14 protein-coding genes are annotated in these 17,707 nt (G+C 71.2%); 5 read left to right on the top strand and 9 right to left on the bottom strand.

The window, feature by feature from the left end; genetic code table 11:
• Window positions 1-104: 104 nt before the first annotated feature.
• The 4 genes from KJK29_RS21975 to KJK29_RS21960 form a co-directional block, all read right to left on the bottom strand.
• Window positions 105-2,162, bottom strand: a complete 2,058-nt coding sequence (locus tag KJK29_RS21975) for a PTS fructose transporter subunit IIABC (protein ID WP_215120853.1) — start codon at window positions 2,160-2,162, stop codon at window positions 105-107.
• Between the two features lie 148 nt (window positions 2,163-2,310).
• Entirely contained in the window at window positions 2,311-3,258 is a 948-nt protein-coding gene (gene pfkB, locus KJK29_RS21970) for a 1-phosphofructokinase (protein WP_215120852.1), read from the bottom strand.
• Window positions 3,255-4,016: a DeoR/GlpR family DNA-binding transcription regulator gene (locus tag KJK29_RS21965; protein ID WP_215120851.1), complete on the bottom strand. Its 762-nt coding sequence runs from the start codon at window positions 4,014-4,016 to the stop codon at window positions 3,255-3,257. The genes pfkB and KJK29_RS21965 overlap by 4 nt, the downstream gene beginning before the upstream one ends.
• Window positions 4,017-4,179: 163 nt before the next feature.
• Entirely contained in the window at window positions 4,180-5,688 is a 1,509-nt protein-coding gene (locus KJK29_RS21960; protein ID WP_215120850.1) for an MFS transporter, read from the bottom strand.
• Window positions 5,689-5,750: 62 nt separating this feature from the next.
• Here KJK29_RS21960 and KJK29_RS21955 point away from each other — a divergent pair, with 62 nt between their 5' ends.
• On the top strand, window positions 5,751-6,734 hold the full coding sequence (locus KJK29_RS21955; protein WP_215120849.1) for a helix-turn-helix transcriptional regulator: 984 nt from the start codon (window positions 5,751-5,753) through the stop codon (window positions 6,732-6,734).
• A 34-nt stretch (window positions 6,735-6,768) separates the two neighbouring features.
• Here KJK29_RS21955 and KJK29_RS21950 read toward each other — a convergent pair whose 3' ends face one another.
• Together KJK29_RS21950 and KJK29_RS21945 are read right to left on the bottom strand one after the other, a co-directional pair.
• Window positions 6,769-7,497, bottom strand: a complete 729-nt coding sequence (locus KJK29_RS21950) for a TetR/AcrR family transcriptional regulator (RefSeq protein WP_251057900.1) — start codon at window positions 7,495-7,497, stop codon at window positions 6,769-6,771.
• 383 nt (window positions 7,498-7,880) lie between these two features.
• Complete coding sequence (locus tag KJK29_RS21945; protein ID WP_215120848.1) at window positions 7,881-8,879, bottom strand: sigma-70 family RNA polymerase sigma factor; 999 nt, start codon at window positions 8,877-8,879, stop codon at window positions 7,881-7,883.
• Between the two features lie 193 nt (window positions 8,880-9,072).
• On the opposite strand from KJK29_RS21945, the gene KJK29_RS21940 reads away from it, so the two are divergent.
• On the top strand, window positions 9,073-9,621 hold the full coding sequence (locus KJK29_RS21940) for a GNAT family N-acetyltransferase (RefSeq protein WP_215120847.1): 549 nt from the start codon (window positions 9,073-9,075) through the stop codon (window positions 9,619-9,621).
• An 8-nt stretch (window positions 9,622-9,629) separates the two neighbouring features.
• On the opposite strand, the gene KJK29_RS21935 is transcribed toward KJK29_RS21940, so the two are convergent.
• Window positions 9,630-10,415, bottom strand: coding sequence for a dioxygenase family protein (locus KJK29_RS21935; protein ID WP_215120846.1), 786 nt, complete (start codon window positions 10,413-10,415; stop codon window positions 9,630-9,632).
• Between the two features lie 88 nt (window positions 10,416-10,503).
• Here KJK29_RS21935 and KJK29_RS21930 point away from each other — a divergent pair, with 88 nt between their 5' ends.
• The gene (locus tag KJK29_RS21930; protein WP_215120845.1) at window positions 10,504-11,037 is read left to right on the top strand and encodes a MarR family winged helix-turn-helix transcriptional regulator; all 534 of its coding nucleotides are present in this window, start codon (window positions 10,504-10,506) and stop codon (window positions 11,035-11,037) included.
• Between the two features lie 89 nt (window positions 11,038-11,126).
• Here the strand turns inward: KJK29_RS21930 and KJK29_RS21925 are convergent, their stop codons facing one another.
• Both KJK29_RS21925 and KJK29_RS21920 read right to left on the bottom strand, forming a co-directional pair.
• Window positions 11,127-12,668: an MFS transporter gene (locus KJK29_RS21925; RefSeq protein ID WP_215120844.1), complete on the bottom strand. Its 1,542-nt coding sequence runs from the start codon at window positions 12,666-12,668 to the stop codon at window positions 11,127-11,129.
• Between the two features lie 174 nt (window positions 12,669-12,842).
• Window positions 12,843-13,487 carry a TetR/AcrR family transcriptional regulator gene (locus KJK29_RS21920; protein ID WP_215120843.1) on the bottom strand — a complete coding sequence of 215 codons (645 nt, stop codon included), beginning with the start codon at window positions 13,485-13,487 and terminating at the stop codon, window positions 12,843-12,845.
• Between the two features lie 580 nt (window positions 13,488-14,067).
• Between KJK29_RS21920 and KJK29_RS21915 the strand changes: the two genes are divergently transcribed.
• Both KJK29_RS21915 and KJK29_RS21910 read left to right on the top strand, forming a co-directional pair.
• Entirely contained in the window at window positions 14,068-15,312 is a 1,245-nt protein-coding gene (locus KJK29_RS21915; protein WP_321170444.1) for a M6 family metalloprotease domain-containing protein, read from the top strand.
• A 72-nt stretch (window positions 15,313-15,384) separates the two neighbouring features.
• On the top strand, window positions 15,385-17,268 hold the full coding sequence (locus tag KJK29_RS21910) for an IclR family transcriptional regulator domain-containing protein (protein ID WP_251057899.1): 1,884 nt from the start codon (window positions 15,385-15,387) through the stop codon (window positions 17,266-17,268).
• The last annotated feature ends 439 nt before the right edge of the window (window positions 17,269-17,707 follow it).

Genomic DNA, 17,707 nt, shown 5'->3' with positions numbered 1-17,707 from the left:
CACCACGGCCCGGGACTTCGGTCCCGGGCCGTGATTTTCGTGATCTATCTCGCAGGTGGCATGAACGGTTCACATGCCTTGAAAGGGACGGACCGCGACGGGTGTCACGCCGCCACCGGCTGCTTGCTCTCCGCCGTCGGGGCCGCGGTGCCCTCGCCGGGTGCCGCGGTGGCGCCCGGGGCCTGCTTGCGCATGCCCTTCAGGACGATCACCAGGGCCGTGGTGACGCAGACGCCCGCGGCGATGGCGACCAGGTAGAGCAGCGGGTTGCCGATCAGCGGGACCACGAAGATGCCGCCGTGCGGGGCGCGCAGGGTGGCGCCGAAGGCCATCGACAGGGCGCCGGTGATCGCGCCGCCCGCCATGGAGGCCGGGATGACGCGCAGCGGGTCGGCCGCGGCGAAGGGGATCGCGCCCTCGGAGATGAAGGAGGCGCCGAGCACCCAGGCGGCCTTGCCGTTCTCGCGCTCGGTGGCGTTGAAGAGCTTGCCGCGCACGGTCGTGGCCAGGGCCATCGCCAGCGGGGGCACCATGCCGGCCGCCATGACCGCCGCCATGATCTTCATCGCGGAGTCGCTGGGGTCGGACACCGCGATACCGGCCGTGGCGAAGGTGTAGGCGACCTTGTTGACGGGACCGCCGAGGTCGAAGCACATCATCAGGCCGAGGAGGGTGCCGAGCAGGATGGCGTTGGCGCCGGACAGGCTGTTCAGCCAGTCGGTCATGCCCTTCTGCGCCTGGGCGATGGGCTTGCCGATGACGACGAACATCAGGAACCCGACGATCGCCGAGGAGATCAGCGGGATCACCACCACCGGCATGATGCCGCGCAGCGCCGCCGGGATGTTCACCTTCTGGATGGCGATGACCACGCCACCGGCGATCAGACCGGCCGCGAGGCCCCCGAGGAAGCCCGCGTTGATGGTCAGGGAGATCGCGCCGCCCACGAAGCCGGGCACCAGACCGGGCCGGTCGGCCATGCCGTAGGCGATGTAGCCGGCCAGGACCGGGACGAGGAAGCCGAAGGCGACGCCGCCGATCTGGAAGAGCAGGGCCGCCCAGCTGTCGGCCTGCGTCCACAGGAAGTGGTCCATCACCGACGGGGCCTTGTTGACCTTGTAGCCGCCGATCGCGAAGCCGAGGGCGATCAGCAGACCGCCCGCCGCGACGAACGGCACCATGTAACTGACGCCGGACATCAGCCACTTGCGCAGCTTGGTGCCGTAGCCCTCGCCGGAGTCGCCGGTGCGCTCGACGGGCGTGCTGCCCGGGGTGCCGGAGGTGACCTCGCCGCGCGCGGCCTTCTCCCGCACCTCGGCGATGAGTTCGGCGGGGCGGTTGATGCCCGCCTTCACACCGACGTCGACGGTCGGCTTGCCGGCGAAGCGGTCCTTCTCCCGTACGGAGACGTCGTGGGCGAAGATCACGCCGTCCGCCGCCGCGATGACCTCCGGGTCGAGCCGGGTGAATCCGGCCGATCCCTGTGTCTCGACGGTGACTTCGACGCCCGCCTCACGGCCGGCGTTCTCCAGCGACTCGGCCGCCATGTAGGTGTGGGCGATGCCGGTGGGACAGGAGGTGACGGCGACGATGCGGAACGGGCGCTCCTCGGGGGCGCTCTCGGCGCCGGCGTCGTCGTCGGTGACCGTGGCGGCGGCGGGAGAGGCCGCTCCCGCCGACGCCACGGTGTCTTCGGAAGCCGCAGGCTCGGGCGCCTCGGGCTCGTCGCCCCTGATGAGCGCCGCCGCTGCGCCCGCGTCGCCCACCGAGCGCAGCGCGTCGGTGAACTCCGTGTTCATCAGCTGCCGGGCCAGCGACGACAGGATCGTCAGATGGGCGTCGTCGGCACCGGCCGGCGCGGCGATCAGGAAGATCAGGTCGGCGGGGCCGTCCGTCGCACCGAAGTCGATGCCGTCGGAGCTGCGCCCGAAGGCGAGCGTCGGCTCGGTGACGTGCTCGCTGCGGCAGTGCGGGATGCCGATGCCGCCGTCGAGGCCGGTCGGCATCTGGGCCTCGCGGGCGGCCACGTCGGCGAGGAAGCCGTCCAGGTCGGTCACCCGGCCCAGGGCCACCATGCGCTCGGCGAGGGCGCGCGCCGCCGCTTCCTTGGTGTCGGCGGACAGGTCGAGATCGACCAGGTCCGCGGTGATCATGTCGCTCATCGCGGGCTCCTTAGCTCGCGTATCGCCCGGTGCGTGGGGTGGGCGGGGGAAGGGACGGGGGTGCTGCGGTGGGGGGTGACGAGGGTGGCGGCGGGGAGTAACGGGGAGGTCCGCCGCTCACGGTCCGGTTCGTGCGGGTCGGGAAACGTCATGACACCGGCTCCTTCAGCACACGGTCCACCGGGACCTCCGCCGTGACCGTGACCGCCGCCGGATCCAGGTCGCCCGGCGTCGGCATGACGCTGCCGGGCAGCTGAACGGCCGCCGCGCCATGGGCGACCGCCGAGGCCAGGGCGTCAGGCCCGCTGCCGCCCGCGATCAGGAAACCGGCGAGGGAGGAGTCGCCGGCGCCCACGTTGCTGCGGACGGTGTCCACGCGGGCGCTGCCGAACCAGGCGCCCTCCTCGGACACCAGCAGCTGCCCGTCGGCGCCGAGGCTGGCGAGGACGGCCCGGGCGCCCATGGCGCGCAGTTCCTCGGCCGCCTTCACGGCGTCGCCGACGGTGGCGAGGGGGCGGCCGACGGCTCCGGCGAGTTCCTCGGCGTTCGGCTTGACCACGTCGGGCCGCTCGCGCAGCGCCTCCAGCAGCGCGGGCCCGGAGGTGTCCAGGGCGATCCGGGCACCGGCCGCGTGGGTGCGGGCGACCAGCTCGGCGTACCAGGAGGGGGCAAGGCCACGCGGGAGGCTGCCGCAGCAGGCGATCCAGGCGGCGTCGCCGGACTGCTGCCGTACGGTCTCCAGGAGCAGTTCGCGCTCGGCCTCGGACAGTTCCGGACCCGGTGCGTTGATCTTCGTCAGGACGCCGTCGGCCTCGGCGAGGGCGATGTTGGAGCGGGTGGCCCCGGCGACGGGGACCGGCGCGACCTCGATGCCCTGCTTGTCGAGCAGGTCGGCGACGAGCGCGCCCGGGGCGCCGCCGAGCGGCAGGACCGCGACCGTGCGCTGTCCGGCCGCGGCGACCGCGCGCGAGACGTTCACGCCCTTGCCGCCCGGGTCCATCCGCTCGCCGGTGGCGCGGATGACCTCGCCGCGGTCGAGGGACGGCACCTCGTAGGTGCGGTCCAGTGACGGGTTGGGGGTGACGGTGAGGATCATGCGCGCACTACTTCCGTGCCGCCGCGCTCGATGGCGACGGCGTCTTCGGGGCTCAGCCCGCTGTCGGTGATCAGCAGGTCCACATCGCTCAGGTCGCCGAAGCGGGCGAAGTGCTCCTGGCCGTGCTTGGAGGAGTCGGCGATCAGGACCACCCGGCGGGCGGCGGCCACGGCCGCGCGCTTCACGGCGGCCTCGGCGAGGTCGGGGGTGGTCAGACCGTGCTCGGCGGAGAAGCCGTTGGCGGCCACGAACAGCACATCGGCGCGGATCTCGCCGTACGCCCGGAGCGCCCAGGCGTCCACGGCGGCGCGCGTACGGTGCCGGACGCGCCCTCCGATGAGGTGGAGCTGGATGCCGGGGTGGTCGGCGAGGCGGGCCGCGATGGGCAGGCTGTGTGTGACGACGGTGAGGGACGCCTCCAGCGGGAGGGCCGCGGCCATCTTGGCCACCGTCGTCCCGGCGTCGAGGATCATCGTGCCCTCGCTCGGCAGTTCCGCGAGGGCCGCCTTGGCGATGCGGTCCTTCTCGTCGGCCGCCGCGGTCTCGCGCTCGGCGAGGTCCGGCTCGAAGTCGAGACGCCCGACCGGGATGGCCCCGCCGTGCACCCGGCGGACCATGCCGGCCCGGTCGAGGGCCTTCAGATCCCGGCGGATCGTCTCCGCCGTCACCTGGAACTCCTCGGCCAGCGACACGACATCCACTCGGCCGCCGTCACGGGCGAGCCGGAGGATCTCCTGCTGCCGCTCCGGTGCGTACATGTCTGTTTCGCCTCCGCCTCATGCCCGAACGTGTGGTTTCAGCGGGAGGCTACGCCGAGATTTCTGGGAAGTAAACAGGTTCGGGCCCAATCGGGCATGATCGGAAACAGAAACGGGCCCGGCACCCTGTTGAGGTGCCGGGCCCGTACTTCGTAATCCGCTGTCAGACCAGCGCCGGTTCCTTCCCCTCCGCCGCCAGCGCCTCACCCTCCACGTGCTGCGCCGGCCGCTTCGGCAGGGCGAACATCAGCAGGAAGATGACGGCCAGCACCGCGGCCACCCAACCGAGCGCGTTCTGGAAGGCGTCGGCGAAGGCCGGGCCCACCTGATCCCGGCTCAGATGGTCGCTGATCGAGCCGAAGAACACGACCGACACCAGCCCGAGCCCGAGCGCGTTGCCCATCTGCTGCACGGTGTTGATGAGGCCGGAGGCCGAACCGGAGTGCTCGCGCGGCACCTCGGAGAGGATCGCGTCCGTCAGCGGCGCGACGATCAGGCCCATGCCGACACCCATCACGACCAGCGGCAGCGCCATCTGCCAGGGGGTGATGGCGAGTCCGTAGTGCCCGGACTCCCAGATGTAGAGCAGCACCCCGGCCGCCATCACCAGCGCGCCCGCCTGGAGCACCTTGCGTCCGAAGCGCGGGACCAGCTTCTGCACGGACATCCCGGCGGCCACGGACACCGCGATCGAGAACGGCACCCCGGTCAGCCCGGCCTTGAGCGGGGTCCAGCCCAGCCCGAACTGCATGTACAGCGTCCACACCAGGAAGAAGATGCCGAGCGCGACTCCGAAGACGGTCTGTACGGCGATCCCGGCCGCGAAGCTCTTGACCCGGAACAGCGACAGCTCGACCAGCGGGGAGCCGTCCCGGGCGCTCTTGCGCCGCTCGAACACCACCAGCGCCGCGAGGACGACGAGCGAGCCGGCCATCGAGACGTACCCCCACAGCGGCCAGTCCAGCTCACGGCCGCGGATGAGCGGGTAGAGCAGCATCAGCAGGCCCAGCGTCACGAGCGCCACACCCACGAGGTCCAGCTTCAGGGCCTTCGGCGCCTTGGACTCGGTGATGAAACGGCTGCCGAGGATCAGGCCCGCGACACCCACGGGCAGGTTGATCAGGAAGATCGAGCGCCACTCCCACCCGAACAGGTTCCACTCCGTCAGCAGCGCGCCCAGCACCGGACCGGACACGGCCCCGAGCCCGACGACCGCGCCGAACAGCCCGAAGACCTTGCCCCGTTCGTGCGCCGGGAAGGTCGCGTGCACGATCGACAGCACCTGCGGCACCATCAGCGCCGCCATACCGCCCTGCAGGAACCGCGAGGCGACCAGCATCTCCGGGTTCACCGCGAGGCCGCACAGCGCGGAGGCGACGGTGAAGCCCCCGATGCCGACGAGGAAGATCCGCTTGCGGCCGTGGATGTCGCCGAGCCGTCCGCCGGTGATCAGCCCGGCGGCGAAGGCGAGGGCGTATCCGGCGGTGATCCACTGGATCTCGCTGAAGGACGCGCCCGCCTCGCGCTGGATCGACGGGATGGCGACGTTGACGATCGTGACGTCGACGAGATCCATGAAGGCGGCGGTCATCACAATGGCGAGGGCGAACCAGCGGCGGCGGTCGGTGCCGCCGCCGCCCGTGGAGCCGGGGGTGGTGTCGGTGGAGGTCATGCTTCGAATCTAGGGGGTCATTAGGTCAGATCATGACCTAGTGGTACGGCATCCTCGTCGGTATGACGACGGACACACCGGCTCGGCTGCTCACGCTCCTCTCCCTCCTCCAGACGCCCCGCGAATGGCCCGGCGGCGAGCTGGCCGGCCGGCTCGGGGTCTCCCGCCGCACGGTCCGGCGGGACATCGACCGGCTGCGCGAACTGGGCTATCCCGTGCAGGCGACCAAGGGCGCCGACGGCGGCTACCGGCTGGTCGCCGGCAAGGCCATGCCGCCGCTCGTCCTCGACGACGAGGAGGCCGTGGCCATCGCGGTCGGGCTCCGCGCCGGGGCCGGGCACGCGGTGGAGGGCCTGGACGAGGCGTCGGTACGGGCGCTGGCCAAACTGGAGCAGGTGCTGCCGGGCCGGCTGCGCCACCGCGTGACCACGCTCCAGGCCGCGACCATGCCGCTGACCAGCGGGGACGGCCCCAGCATCGCACCCGAGACACTGACCGTGATGGCCTCGACGGTGGCCGGGCACGAGCGGCTGCGGTTCGCCTACCGGGCCGCGGACGGCACCGGCTCACGACGCCTGACGGAGCCCTACCGGCTGGTCTCGACGGGCCGCCGCTGGTACCTGGTCGCCTACGACATCGACCGCGACGACTGGCGCACGTTCCGCGTCGACCGCGTGAGCGAACCGTTCGCCACGGGGGCCCGCTTCGTACCGCGCGAGCTGCCGACCGGGAGCGCGGCGGAATTCCTCCGCCAGTCGATGCAACGGCAGCAGCAGTCCTACGACTTCGAGGTCACCTTCGCCGCACCGGCCGACTTCGTCGCCGCCCGGGTGCCGAAGTGGCTCGGCACGCCCGAGCCGTTGGACGACAGCAGCTGCCGGCTGCGGGGGTCCGCGGGGGACCAGGTGCAGTGGGTGGCGTTCCGGCTGGCGATGCTGGAGTGCGACTTCATGGTCCGGGAGCCGGAGGAACTCGTATGGGCAGTACGGGAGTTGGGGGCGCGGTTGAGCAGGGCGGCCGGGGACGGGAACGCCGCCGGGGCATGACCCTGACACTCACCGCGGTTCGGCCCCGGCCGGGTCACGCCTCCCATGGAAAGTCCCGCAGTGCCGCCAGGTTCCGCGACGCGAGTTCCGCCGGGCCTCCCGGGCCCTCCGCCGGGCTGTCGCCTTCCGCCCAGGTCTCCAGGGCGGCGCGCACGGCGGCACTGGCTACGGCGGCGGCGAAGCGCGACCCGGGGGCGGGGGCGGGCTCGGGGGCGAGGGCGGAGGCGGGCTCGGGGGCGAGGGCAACGTTGTCGCGACTCTCCGTGACCCCTGACGCCGAAGCCCCGGCCCCTTCATCGCTCCCCCGTTCCGCCAGCACCTCCCCCAGCATCCGCTCCGACGTCTGGCAGACCTCCGCCCACACCCGGCGCAGGGACGGGTTCGCCTCGGCGAGACGCAGGAGGGAGCGGACCCACTCCCAGGAGGACGCCGAGACGCCGACGCCCGGGGTGAGGGTGTGGCGGACGCCCTGTTCGAGGGCCTGGAGCACGCTCGCGTCAGCGGGAGCGGCGCGTACCGCCGCCACCCAGCGCTGGGCGCCGGCCGCGTAGAGCGGGGCGACGGCCTCCTCCTTGGTGGCGAAGTACCGGTAGAAGGTGCGCGGGGCGATACCGGCGGCCTGGGCGATGTCCTCCGCGCGGGTGGCGCGCAGGCCGTGCCGGACGAAGAGGCCCGCCGCCGCCCGGGCGATCTCCATCCGCGTCTCGGCCTTCCGCCGCTCGGTCAGCGAGGCCTGAGGCGGGGTCGGGGTGGTGCTGCTCACGCCCGGCAGGGTATGCCCATGTGGCACAATCTGCCATCTGGCGGGCCACCCCGTGGTTCAGGTACGGGGTGCCCCGCCCTCCAGACACCGCGCGGTGCGCGAGGCACCGGCACGAAGAGACACGAAAAGAGCCGGACCCCGGCGCCCGGGGGGAGGGGCGCCGAAGCCCGGCCTTGGGAGAGTCCCGGCGCCGGGGGGAGTGCGACGGGACTTGGTTTTCGGGGGCCCAGGGGGGTGTGGCCCCGGGCCCGAACTGGTGGACCCGGAAGTCTTGTTCCCCGAGTCCTTCGGGTTAAGCGGCGATACAACGCCATGTTTGCGCGGTCTTTCGCCACCCGGCGTACGCGGTGCCACGCATCACGCAGCCGGGTGCGAACCCGGCGTCACGCCGCCGCGTCGAAACCGGTGCTGCGCGCCAGCTTCTTCAGCTCCAGCAGCGCGTGCTTCTCGATCTGCCGGATGCGCTCGCGGGTCAGGCCGTGCTCCTTGCCGACCTCGGTCAGGGTGCGCTCCCGGCCGTCCTCTATGCCGTAGCGCATCTTGATGATGGAGGCCGTGCGCTGGTCGAGGCGGCCTATGAGGTCGTCGAGCTCCTCGCTGCGCAGCAGCGTGAGCACCGACTGCTCGGGCGACACCGCCGAGGTGTCCTCCAGGAGGTCGCCGAACTGGGTCTCGCCCTCGTCGTCCACCGACATGTTCAGCGAGACCGGGTCGCGGGCCCAGTCGAGCACGTCGGTGACACGCTCCGGCGTGGAGCCGAGCTCGGTGGCGATCTCCGCCGGCTCCGGGTCCCGGCCGTGCTCGCGGTTGAACTCGCGCTGCACACGGCGGATCCGGCCGAGCTCCTCCACGAGGTGGACGGGCAGGCGGATCGTGCGGGACTGGTCGGCTATCGAGCGGGTGATGGCCTGGCGGATCCACCACGTCGCGTACGTGGAGAACTTGAAGCCCTTGCGGTAGTCGAACTTCTCGACCGCGCGCACCAGGCCGGCGTTGCCCTCCTGGATCAGGTCCAGCAGCGGCAGACCGCTGCGGGGGTAGCGGCGGGCGACGGCGACGACCAGGCGGAGGTTGGAGCGGATGAAGATGTCCTTGGCCCGCTCCGCGTCGGCCATCAGGGCCTCGAGTTCGTCACGGGTGGCGTCGGCCTTGGTGTCCTCGAACCCGTCGAGGACCTGCCGCGCGAACACACCCGCCTCGATGACCTGTGACAGCTCGACCTCCTTGGCGGCGTCGAGCAGTGGTGTGCGCGCTATCTCGTCGAGGTACATGCCGACCAGGTCGCGGTCGGCGATCTCGCCGCCATGGGCGCGAACACTGCTTGCCGCGTCGGCCGTCTCGCCGGTGGCGGACTTACGACGGGCGACGGCACGGGTTGCCATGCGTGCTCCCTTGCGATGGTGAGGTCAGCGGGCGGTCCTTCGGACGCTGGACTCCGTCTCCGGGACTCTCCGGACTCTCCTCGGGTGCCCTGCATCCGATGGAAACAACGACTGGAATCAGGACAGAATTCCCAACCCGCCCCACGATTTTCCTGATCATGCAGTACCCTGTCCGGCCACCTGGGGAGGCACGATGCCGTCGGAACGTACAGAGCCGCAGGTCAGGCCGGGAGTCGAGGCCGACCTCGAAGCTCTCACAGCCCTCTACAACCACTATGTACGTGAGACAGCGATCACATTCGATACCGCGATCTTCACTCCGGAAGAGCGCCGTCCTTGGCTGCTCTCCCATCCAGTAGACGGCCCGCATCGCCTGATGGTTGCCACGGGCACCAACTCACAGGAAATTCTGGGCTACGCCACATCAAGCCCTTACCGGCAGAAGCCCGCTTATGCCACCTCGGTGGAGACGACCGTCTACGTCGCCCCGCACACGGGCCGCCGCGGCATCGGCACCCTGCTGTACGAGGCCCTCTTCGAGGCCCTGTCCGGCGAGGACCTGCACCGCGCCTACGCCGGCATCGCCCAGCCGAACGAGGCGTCCGGGCGGCTGCACGAGCGCTTCGGCTTCCAGCACGTCGGTACGTACCGGGAGGTCGGCCGCAAGTTCGGCCGCTACTGGGACGTGGCCTGGTACGAGAAGCCGCTCCAGCCCGGGACCCTTGAGGTCGGTTTCGGCTGAGGTCGTTTTCAGCCGAACTGCACGGACCGCTTGGCCAGCCCCATCCAGAACCCGTCGATCACCGACTTCTGGGCGTCCAGCTCACCGGCCGCGTCGGCGGCGCCCATGGTCACGAACAGCGGGGCGAAGTGCTCGGTGCGCGGGTGGGCGAGCTGCCCCGCGGGCGAGGTGTGGAGGAAGTCGAGCAGGGCGTCCACATCCCGCGCCTCCAGCGCCCGCCGGCCCCAGTCGTCGAACTCCGCCGACCAGCCGGGTATGCCGCCCTGCCGGAGCGCGGCCAGGTTGTGCGTGAAGAAGCCGGAGCCGACGATCAGCACGCCCTCGTCCCGCAGCGGGGCGAGCTTGCGGCCGATCTCCATGAGCCTGACCGGGTCGAGCGTCGGCATGGAGACCTGGAGGACGGGGATGTCGGCCTCCGGGTACATCTCGACCAGCGGGACGTACGCGCCGTGGTCGAGGCCGCGGTCGGGGACGTCCTGGACGGGCATACCGGGGGCGCGCAGCAGCTTGCGCACCGACTCGGCGAGCTCCGGTGCGCCGGGAGCCTCGTACCTCACCCGGTAGTAGTGCTCGGGGAAGCCCCAGAAGTCGTAGACGAGGGGGACCGTCTCGGTGGCGCTGAGGGCGAGCGGGGCCTCCTCCCAGTGGGCGGAGACCATCAGGATCGCCTTGGGGCGCGGCAGTCCGGCGGACCAGGCGGCCAGTTCACCGGGCCAGACCGGGTCGTCGGCCAGCGGCGGGGCGCCGTGGCTGAGGTACAGAGCGGGCATGCGCTCCTGGGTGGCGGCGGACATGCTGCGACTCCCTCCAGAATGGTTCCCTGACAAAACTGTACGGGCCATTTGTTTAATCTTCAAGGAGGGGCCACGTAGAGTGGAACACATGAAGGCACCCGCATCCGCACCGACACCTGCCTCCGGCCAGGAGCCCCAGGAACCGCGCTGGCTCACCGACGAGGAGCAGCACGTCTGGCGCTCGTTCATGGAGGGCGTCACCCTCCTCGACGACCATCTCGACCGTCAGCTCCAGCGCGACGCGGGCATGCCGCACGTCTACTACGGCCTTCTGGTCAAGCTCGCCGAGGCGCCCCGGCGGCAACTGCGGATGACCGAGCTCGCCATGCTGGCGAAGATCACCCGCTCCCGTCTCTCGCACGCCATCGCGCGTCTGGAGAAGAACGGCTGGGTGCGCCGCGAGGACTGCCCCGACGACAAGCGGGGCCAGTTCGCCGTGCTCACGGACCAGGGCTACGAGGTGCTGCGGCAGACCGCCCCGGGCCATGTGGAGGCCGTACGGCAGGCGGTGTTCGACCGGCTCTCCCCGGGGCAGCAGAAGTCCCTCGGCGAGATCATGAGGATCGTCGCCGAGGGACTTCAGCCGACCGAAGCGGGTGCGGACCTGCCCTGGCTCCGCTGAGCCGGGGCAGGTCCTGGAATCCATAGGTACGAGGCGTCCCCTTCCTCGTGCCTACGGGTGGCCCGAAGGGGGTTCTTCAGGGGCCGCCGTCAGTGGGCGACGACCGGGATCTGCACCTCGTCGTCCACGCCGGAGTCCGAGCCGGTCACCGGTGAGCTGTCCGGCCGGCCGGCGTTGACGAAGGTCAGGGCGATCGCGGCGGCCACGACGAGGATGCCGACGGCGAACCAGATGGCGCTGGTGTAGCCCTTGACCATGCCCTCCAGCTGGACCAGCTGCTGCTGGGACCGGCTGGTCGCCCCCACGATGTGGTCGGCGATGTACGAGGTCGTCGCCGAGGCGGCGATGGTGTTCAGCAGGGCGGTACCGATGGCGCCGCCCACCTGCTGCGAGGTGTTGACCATCGCGGAGGCGACACCGGAGTCCCGGGCCTCGACGCCCTGGGTGGCCAGGGACATGGCCGGCATGAACGCCGTACCCATACCGAGGCCGAGCAGCAGCATCGCGGGCAGCAGCAGGGCCGCGTACGAGGAGCCGATCTCCAGCTGGGTCAGCAGCAGCATGCCGAGCGCGGCGACCAGGAAGCCGGGGCCCATCAGCAGGCGCGGCGCGACCCGGGTCATCAGACGGGTGCCGATCTGGGTGGAGCCCGTGATCATGCCCGCGATCATCGGCAGGAAGGCGAACCCGGTCTTGACCGGCGAGTACCCCTTCACGATCTGCAGGTAGTACGTCAGGAAGAGGAACAGGCCGAACATCGCGATGATCGCGAGCCCGAGGGAGAGGTAGACACCGCCGCGGTTGCGCTCGGTGACCACGCGCAGCGGCAGCAGCGGCGCCTTGACCTTGGACTCGACGAGCACGAAGGCCGCGAGCAGGACGGCCGATGCGACGAACATCCCCACCGTCACGGAGTCGCTCCAGCCGTCGGACTCGGCGCGGGTGAAGCCGTAGACCAGGGCGACCAGGCCGAGGGTGGACAGGATCACGCCGGGGATGTCGAGCGGCGAGCGGTTGCGGCCGCCCTCCGGCTCACGGATGACGAAGTAGGCACCGGCCGCGGCGACGATGGCGAACGGGATGTTCACGAAGAACGTCCAGCGCCAGTCCAGGTACTCGGTGAGGAAGCCGCCCAGGATCAGTCCGACGGCACCGCCGCCACCGGCGATCGCGCCGTAGATGCCGAACGCCTTGGCGCGCTCCTTGGCGTCGGTGAACATCACGGCGAGGAGCGACAGCGCGGCGGGCGCGAGCAGGGCACCGAAGACGCCCTGGAGGGCGCGGGCGCCGAACATCATCGCCTCGTTGGTGGCCGCGCCGCCGAGCGCGGAGGCCGCGGCGAAGCCGCCGAGGCCGACGACGAACGCCCTCTTGCGGCCCCACAGGTCGGCTATCCGGCCGCCGAACAGCAGCAGACCGCCGAAGGCGAGGGCGTAGGCCGTGACGACCCATTGCCGGTTGCCGTCGGAGATGCCGAGGTCCTGCTGGGCGGAGGGCAGGGCGATGTTCACGATGGTGGCGTCCAGGACGACCATCAGCTGGGCGAGCGCGATGAAGACGAGCGCTTTCCAGCGGCCGGCGTCCGGCGCGGCGGCCGGGGTGCCGAGTGCCTTTGAGGCTGTTTCAGACATGGGGGTACCCACTTCGGGACTTCGTGACGGAAAGAGATGTCGAGAGACAGCGGATCGTCGACGGGGACGGCCGCAGGGACTGTCGTCTTGGCTTCGGACGCGGTGTCGTGGCTTCAGACGGGACGTACTGGCTTCAGACGGATGGGACGCGCTGAACTAATCGGTACTGATCGGTCAGGGCCGGCGCAGATCCTCCAGGGTGACGGCCGTGCCCGGCAGTACGGAGCGAGCGGGAGCCCGCAGCCCGTCCAGGAACAGCTGAAGATGGCGGTGAACGAAGGGGTCGGCACGGAAGCAGTCCGTCCCGGCCGGGGGCCGGCTGAGCTGGGCCACGGCGATCATGACGTCTCCGACACCCACGTCGGAGCGGAGCTGCCCGGCAGCCCGGGCACGGTCCATGACCTCGGCGACCTGGCTCTCGACCCGTTCGCGCGCGGCTTCCAGGTCCGGGTGGTGCTTGTCGAACGTGCTGGAGACCATCGGGCACAGCGCGCTGATCCGCTCGTCGGCGGCGGCGTGCACGAAGCGCTCCAGCGCCTCGAACGCGTCCCCGGTCTCGGCGAGCGCGAGTTCGGCCGCGGCGGCCGTACGGTCCATGACGGAGCAGACGACCTCGCGGACCAGGGCGTCGCGGTCCGGGAAGTTGCGGTACACCGTGGCGTTGCCGACGCCGGCCCGGCGGGCGATCTCGTCGAGCGGCACCTCGGGGCCGTGCTCGACGAACATCTCCCGGGCGGCGGTGACGATCCGCTCCCGGTTGCGCAGGGCGTCGGCGCGAGGCCGGGGCACCTTGCGCTGTTCGGGGGTTGCGGTCTGCACGGCGTACTCCTGGATGAGTGAGGCGGGTGTGCGGTGTGGTGCACGTGGTGCGTGGTGTGCGGTGCTTGGCGATCCGGGGAGCGGGTCCCCGTTTCGCTCTGACACATGGCTAAACGGGGAGTGGGTCCCCGGTATTTCCCGTAGCCGGGATTTTTTCCTTGTGACCTGGATCACAAGAGCTCCGGGTGGGGGCGCGGGGCGCTACTGACGGGAAACCCACGATCGGTCTCCTCCAACGCGCGCCTCCATCCGCCGCAACGCAGGGTGAGCGAAAGGGTGCAGCCGGAGACCGGCGGCTGCCGTGGCGCGGGAGGTCCCCTGCATGCAGCCGCAGCAGCAGCCTCAGCGACCCCGGCGGCGGGGCCGGGGCGCGGAGGGGCCGCTCGGTCCAGGCCGTACGCAGCATGCCGGGTCGGGCGGTGAGGGGTCGGCCGGCTCGGGCGGTGAGGGGTCGGCCGGCTCGGGCCGTGAGGGGTCGGCCGGCTCGGGCCGTGAGGGGTCGGCCGGCTCGGGCCGTACGCCGCCGCCCCGCTGTCGGATACCCCGGCCGCCCCGGAGCCGTCTGGCCGCCCTTGCCTGCGTGACCGCCCTGACCTTCTCGGTCAGCACCTCCGCCGGCACGGGCCACCTCACCTCCGGCGCCACGACGGCCGGAGCCGGCCCGGTCTCCCTGTCCCGCAGCTCCTCGCACGGCCCCTGCCTGATCCGCGGCACCCGCGAGGTCCAGATGTCCGAGGGCATCCCGACCTCCGACGGCTACTCCCGCTCCACCGGCACCGTCCGCGCCCTCACCCTGATGATCGACTTCTCGGACGCCCCCGGCGACGGCGACGCCCTGGACCGCTTCCGGGAGTTCTTCCCGCAGACCCGCGAATGGTTCCGCACCAGTTCCTACGGCCGCCTCGACTACCGCCCCGAGACCCCGATCCCGGGGTGGCTGCGGATGCCGAGGTCCTTCCGCGAGTACGGCATAGAGCGCGGCGCCCCCTTCGACCCCGGCTACCGCTCACTGGTCCAGGATCTCGTGGCCGCGGCCGACCCCAAGGTGGACTTCCGCGCGTACGACCTCGTGAACGTGCTGGTCACCCCGAACGCAGGCCCCTCCGCCCTGGACACGGTCCTGTCCGTCACCTTCGCCGGCAACCCCGAGGCCCCGACGGCCGACGGCATGCCCGTGGCCAACGCCTCGTTCGTCTACTCCCGCCAGGACGACGGTTCCGGCTCCTACGACCGCAACGGCTACCGCGTACTCCCCCACGAGAACGGCCATGTCTTCGGCCTGCCCGACCTGTACACCGCCGAGGGCGGGGGCGCGGTCGGCCACTGGGACATCATGAGCGAGGACTGGGGCGCCAACAACGACTTCCTCGGCTGGCACAAGTGGAAGCTGGGCTGGCTCGACGCGACGCAGGTCCACTGCGTGGCGACCCCTGGCACCACCGAGTACACCCTGACCCCGCTGGCCAGCGCCGGCGGCTCCAAGCTGGTCGTCCTGCCCCTGGACGGCGCGACCGGCTACGCCCTGGAACTGCGCACCCGCGCGGGCAACGACGAGACGGTGTGCCGTCCGGGCGTACTGATCTACAAGGTCGACGCGCAGGTGGACACGGGCATGGGCCCGGTCACGGTCTACGACTCCCGCCGCGACAGCGGCGGCTGCACCCGCGCGCCGAACGTCCACGCGGAACTGTCGGACGCGCCGTTCACGCCCGGGGAGACGTTCCGGGATCCGCGCAAGGGAGTGGAGATCGAGGTGGCGGGGGTGGATCTGGAGGGGGGAGGCGGAGGTGCGGGCGGGTATCGGGTGCGGGTGAAGAGGGGGTAGCGACGCCAGGGGGAACCCGCCCCGGGCTCCGGATTACCGTAGGCCTGCCGCGACCGCCGTACCGGAGAGCCGATGCCAGCGAAGCCCATGAACGACGACCCCGAGGGGTCCGCCGCCCCCTCGGCCGACGAGAACGGGGCGACGGTGAAGGACGGCGGGACGACGGCTGAGGGGGGCGGGGCGACGGCAGGGGACGGCCGGACGACGGCTGAGAGGGGCGGGGCTACGGCAGAGGACGGCCGGACGACGACAGAAGGCGGCGGCACGGCCACACCGGCCGGGGGGTCGACCACACCAGCCGGGGAGTCGACCACACCAACCACGGGGGCGACCACACCAGCCACGGAGTCGATCACGCCGGATGAGGCGGTCACGCCATTGATACGCGGCATCGCGGTGCTGCGGGAGCTGACCGAGGCAGACGGCACGCTGAGCCTGAGCGGCCTGGAACGGGCCACCCGCCTCGCCCGCTCCACGGTCGACCGCATCACGGCCACGCTCGCCCGCATGGGCTACGTCCGCGTGGACGGCCGGGACGTACACCTCTCCCCCCGCCTGATGGAACTGGGCAACGCCTACCTGGCCGCCCTGCGCCTCCCCTCCCTCCTCGCGTCTCGGGCGGACGCCTTGGCCGACGAACTGGACGAGTCGGTCTCCCTGGCGGTCGCCGACCGCGACGGCATCCGCTTCATCCACCAGGCCACCCGCCGCCGCGCGATGTCCCTGAGCTTCCGCATCGGCGACCTGCTCCCCGCCGAACGCACCGCCCCCGGCCCGTTGTTCGCGACGGAGTGGACGACCGCCGACTGGCAACGCTGGCGCGAACGCCGGGCGGCGGACCCGCGGGACCTCTCCTTCACGGCCGTACCCCCGCGCAAGTACGGAGCGGACGAGCGAGACGACGAGACGTTCGTGAGCCGCACGCAGGAGGCGGCCGCGAACGGCTGGGCCCTGGACGACCAGCTGATCGAACCGGGCCTGGTGGCGGTCTCGGTACCGGTCCGCTCCCCTCACACGCCCCCCGCCCACCGCCCACCGGCCTGCGTGGCCAGCGTGGTCAGCCACACCAGCCGCCACACGGCACACAGCCTGCGCACCACGCTGCTCCCAAGGTTGCAGGAGGCGGTAACGCAGATGGAGGGGGAACTGGACCGCACCCCACCCCCACCCCCCGGCACCCCACCATCGGACCTGGCGCTCTGGACGGGCGCGTCGAAACAGCAACTCGGCCGCGACTTCATCGAATCCCTGGCGCGGGGCCTCACCGTCCTCACGGCCTTCGGCGAGGCCAGGCCGGAGCTGACCCTCACGGAGGTGGCCCAGGCCACGGGCCTGGCCCGGGCGACGGCCCGCCGCGCACTGATCACCTACGAACACCTGAACCTGGTGACGCAGACAGACGACCGCACCTTCGCCCTGACCCCCCAGATCCTCTCCCTGGGCTTCCCACCCCTCTCCCGCACCACCCTCCCTGACATCGCCCACCCCCACCTGGCCGACCTGACGTCCCGCATCCACGAGTCGACGTCACTGGCGGTGCTCTCGGACTCGGGCGAGGAGATCCAGTACACGGCAAGGGTGGCGACGGGCCGCGTCATGAGCGTGAACATCACGGTGGGCACCCGCCTGCCGGCGCACGTCACAGCTCTCGGCCGAGTCCTCCTGTCGGACAGAGCCACGACCAAGACCACAGACACTGACTCCCTGACCTCGATCCGCTCCCAGGGCTACGCCTTGGTGGACGAGGAACTGGAAGAGGGCCTCCGCGCCATCGCGGTCCCGATCCGCGACCGCTCCGGCAGAGTCGTCTCCGCCCTCAACACAGCGATGCACGCAAGCCGCCACACCCTCCGCGAGTGCGTGACAGACCTCCTCCCCGAACTCACGACCACAGCCACCCGCATCGAATCAGACCTCCACACCGCCACCCGCTACACCCACGTCCCCCTGACCTGACCCCCACCCACCCGACCCGTATCCGGATGACGGACAGCACGGACCTCGGCGAGGAGTTCGGGGCGACGGCTCTCCACTACGGGCCTGGGTTACGGGAGGCTCTACTCGGCGTACCCGACGGGCTGGAAGTTCGACCGCGTGACGGCCCTCTGAGTCTTCCTCGTCCATCTCGGCGACGAGGCCAGTGACCGAATCGAGCAGAGCTCACGGGACTGCTCTTCAGTGACGGGTGCCGGCCTCACCTCAAGGCCCCACGTCACGTGCACAGGCCACAGCATGACGCGAGAGGACACCCTCCAGTTCAAACACGGTCATGAGGTCGGCCCACACGGTTCCCTTCAGGACATTCGTGATCACCTGGCGCTTCACACCGCTCCACTGGGCAAGCGCAGGCAGGGAGTCCACAGGTGGAGTGTCATTGGTGGCCACCGGCCAGCTG

Source organism: Streptomyces koelreuteriae, from assembly GCF_018604545.1.
In the GTDB taxonomy this organism is placed as follows: domain Bacteria; phylum Actinomycetota; class Actinomycetes; order Streptomycetales; family Streptomycetaceae; genus Streptomyces; species Streptomyces koelreuteriae.
Note: the sequence above shows the minus strand (reverse complement) of the source record. Positions and strands in the feature narration are given on the sequence as shown.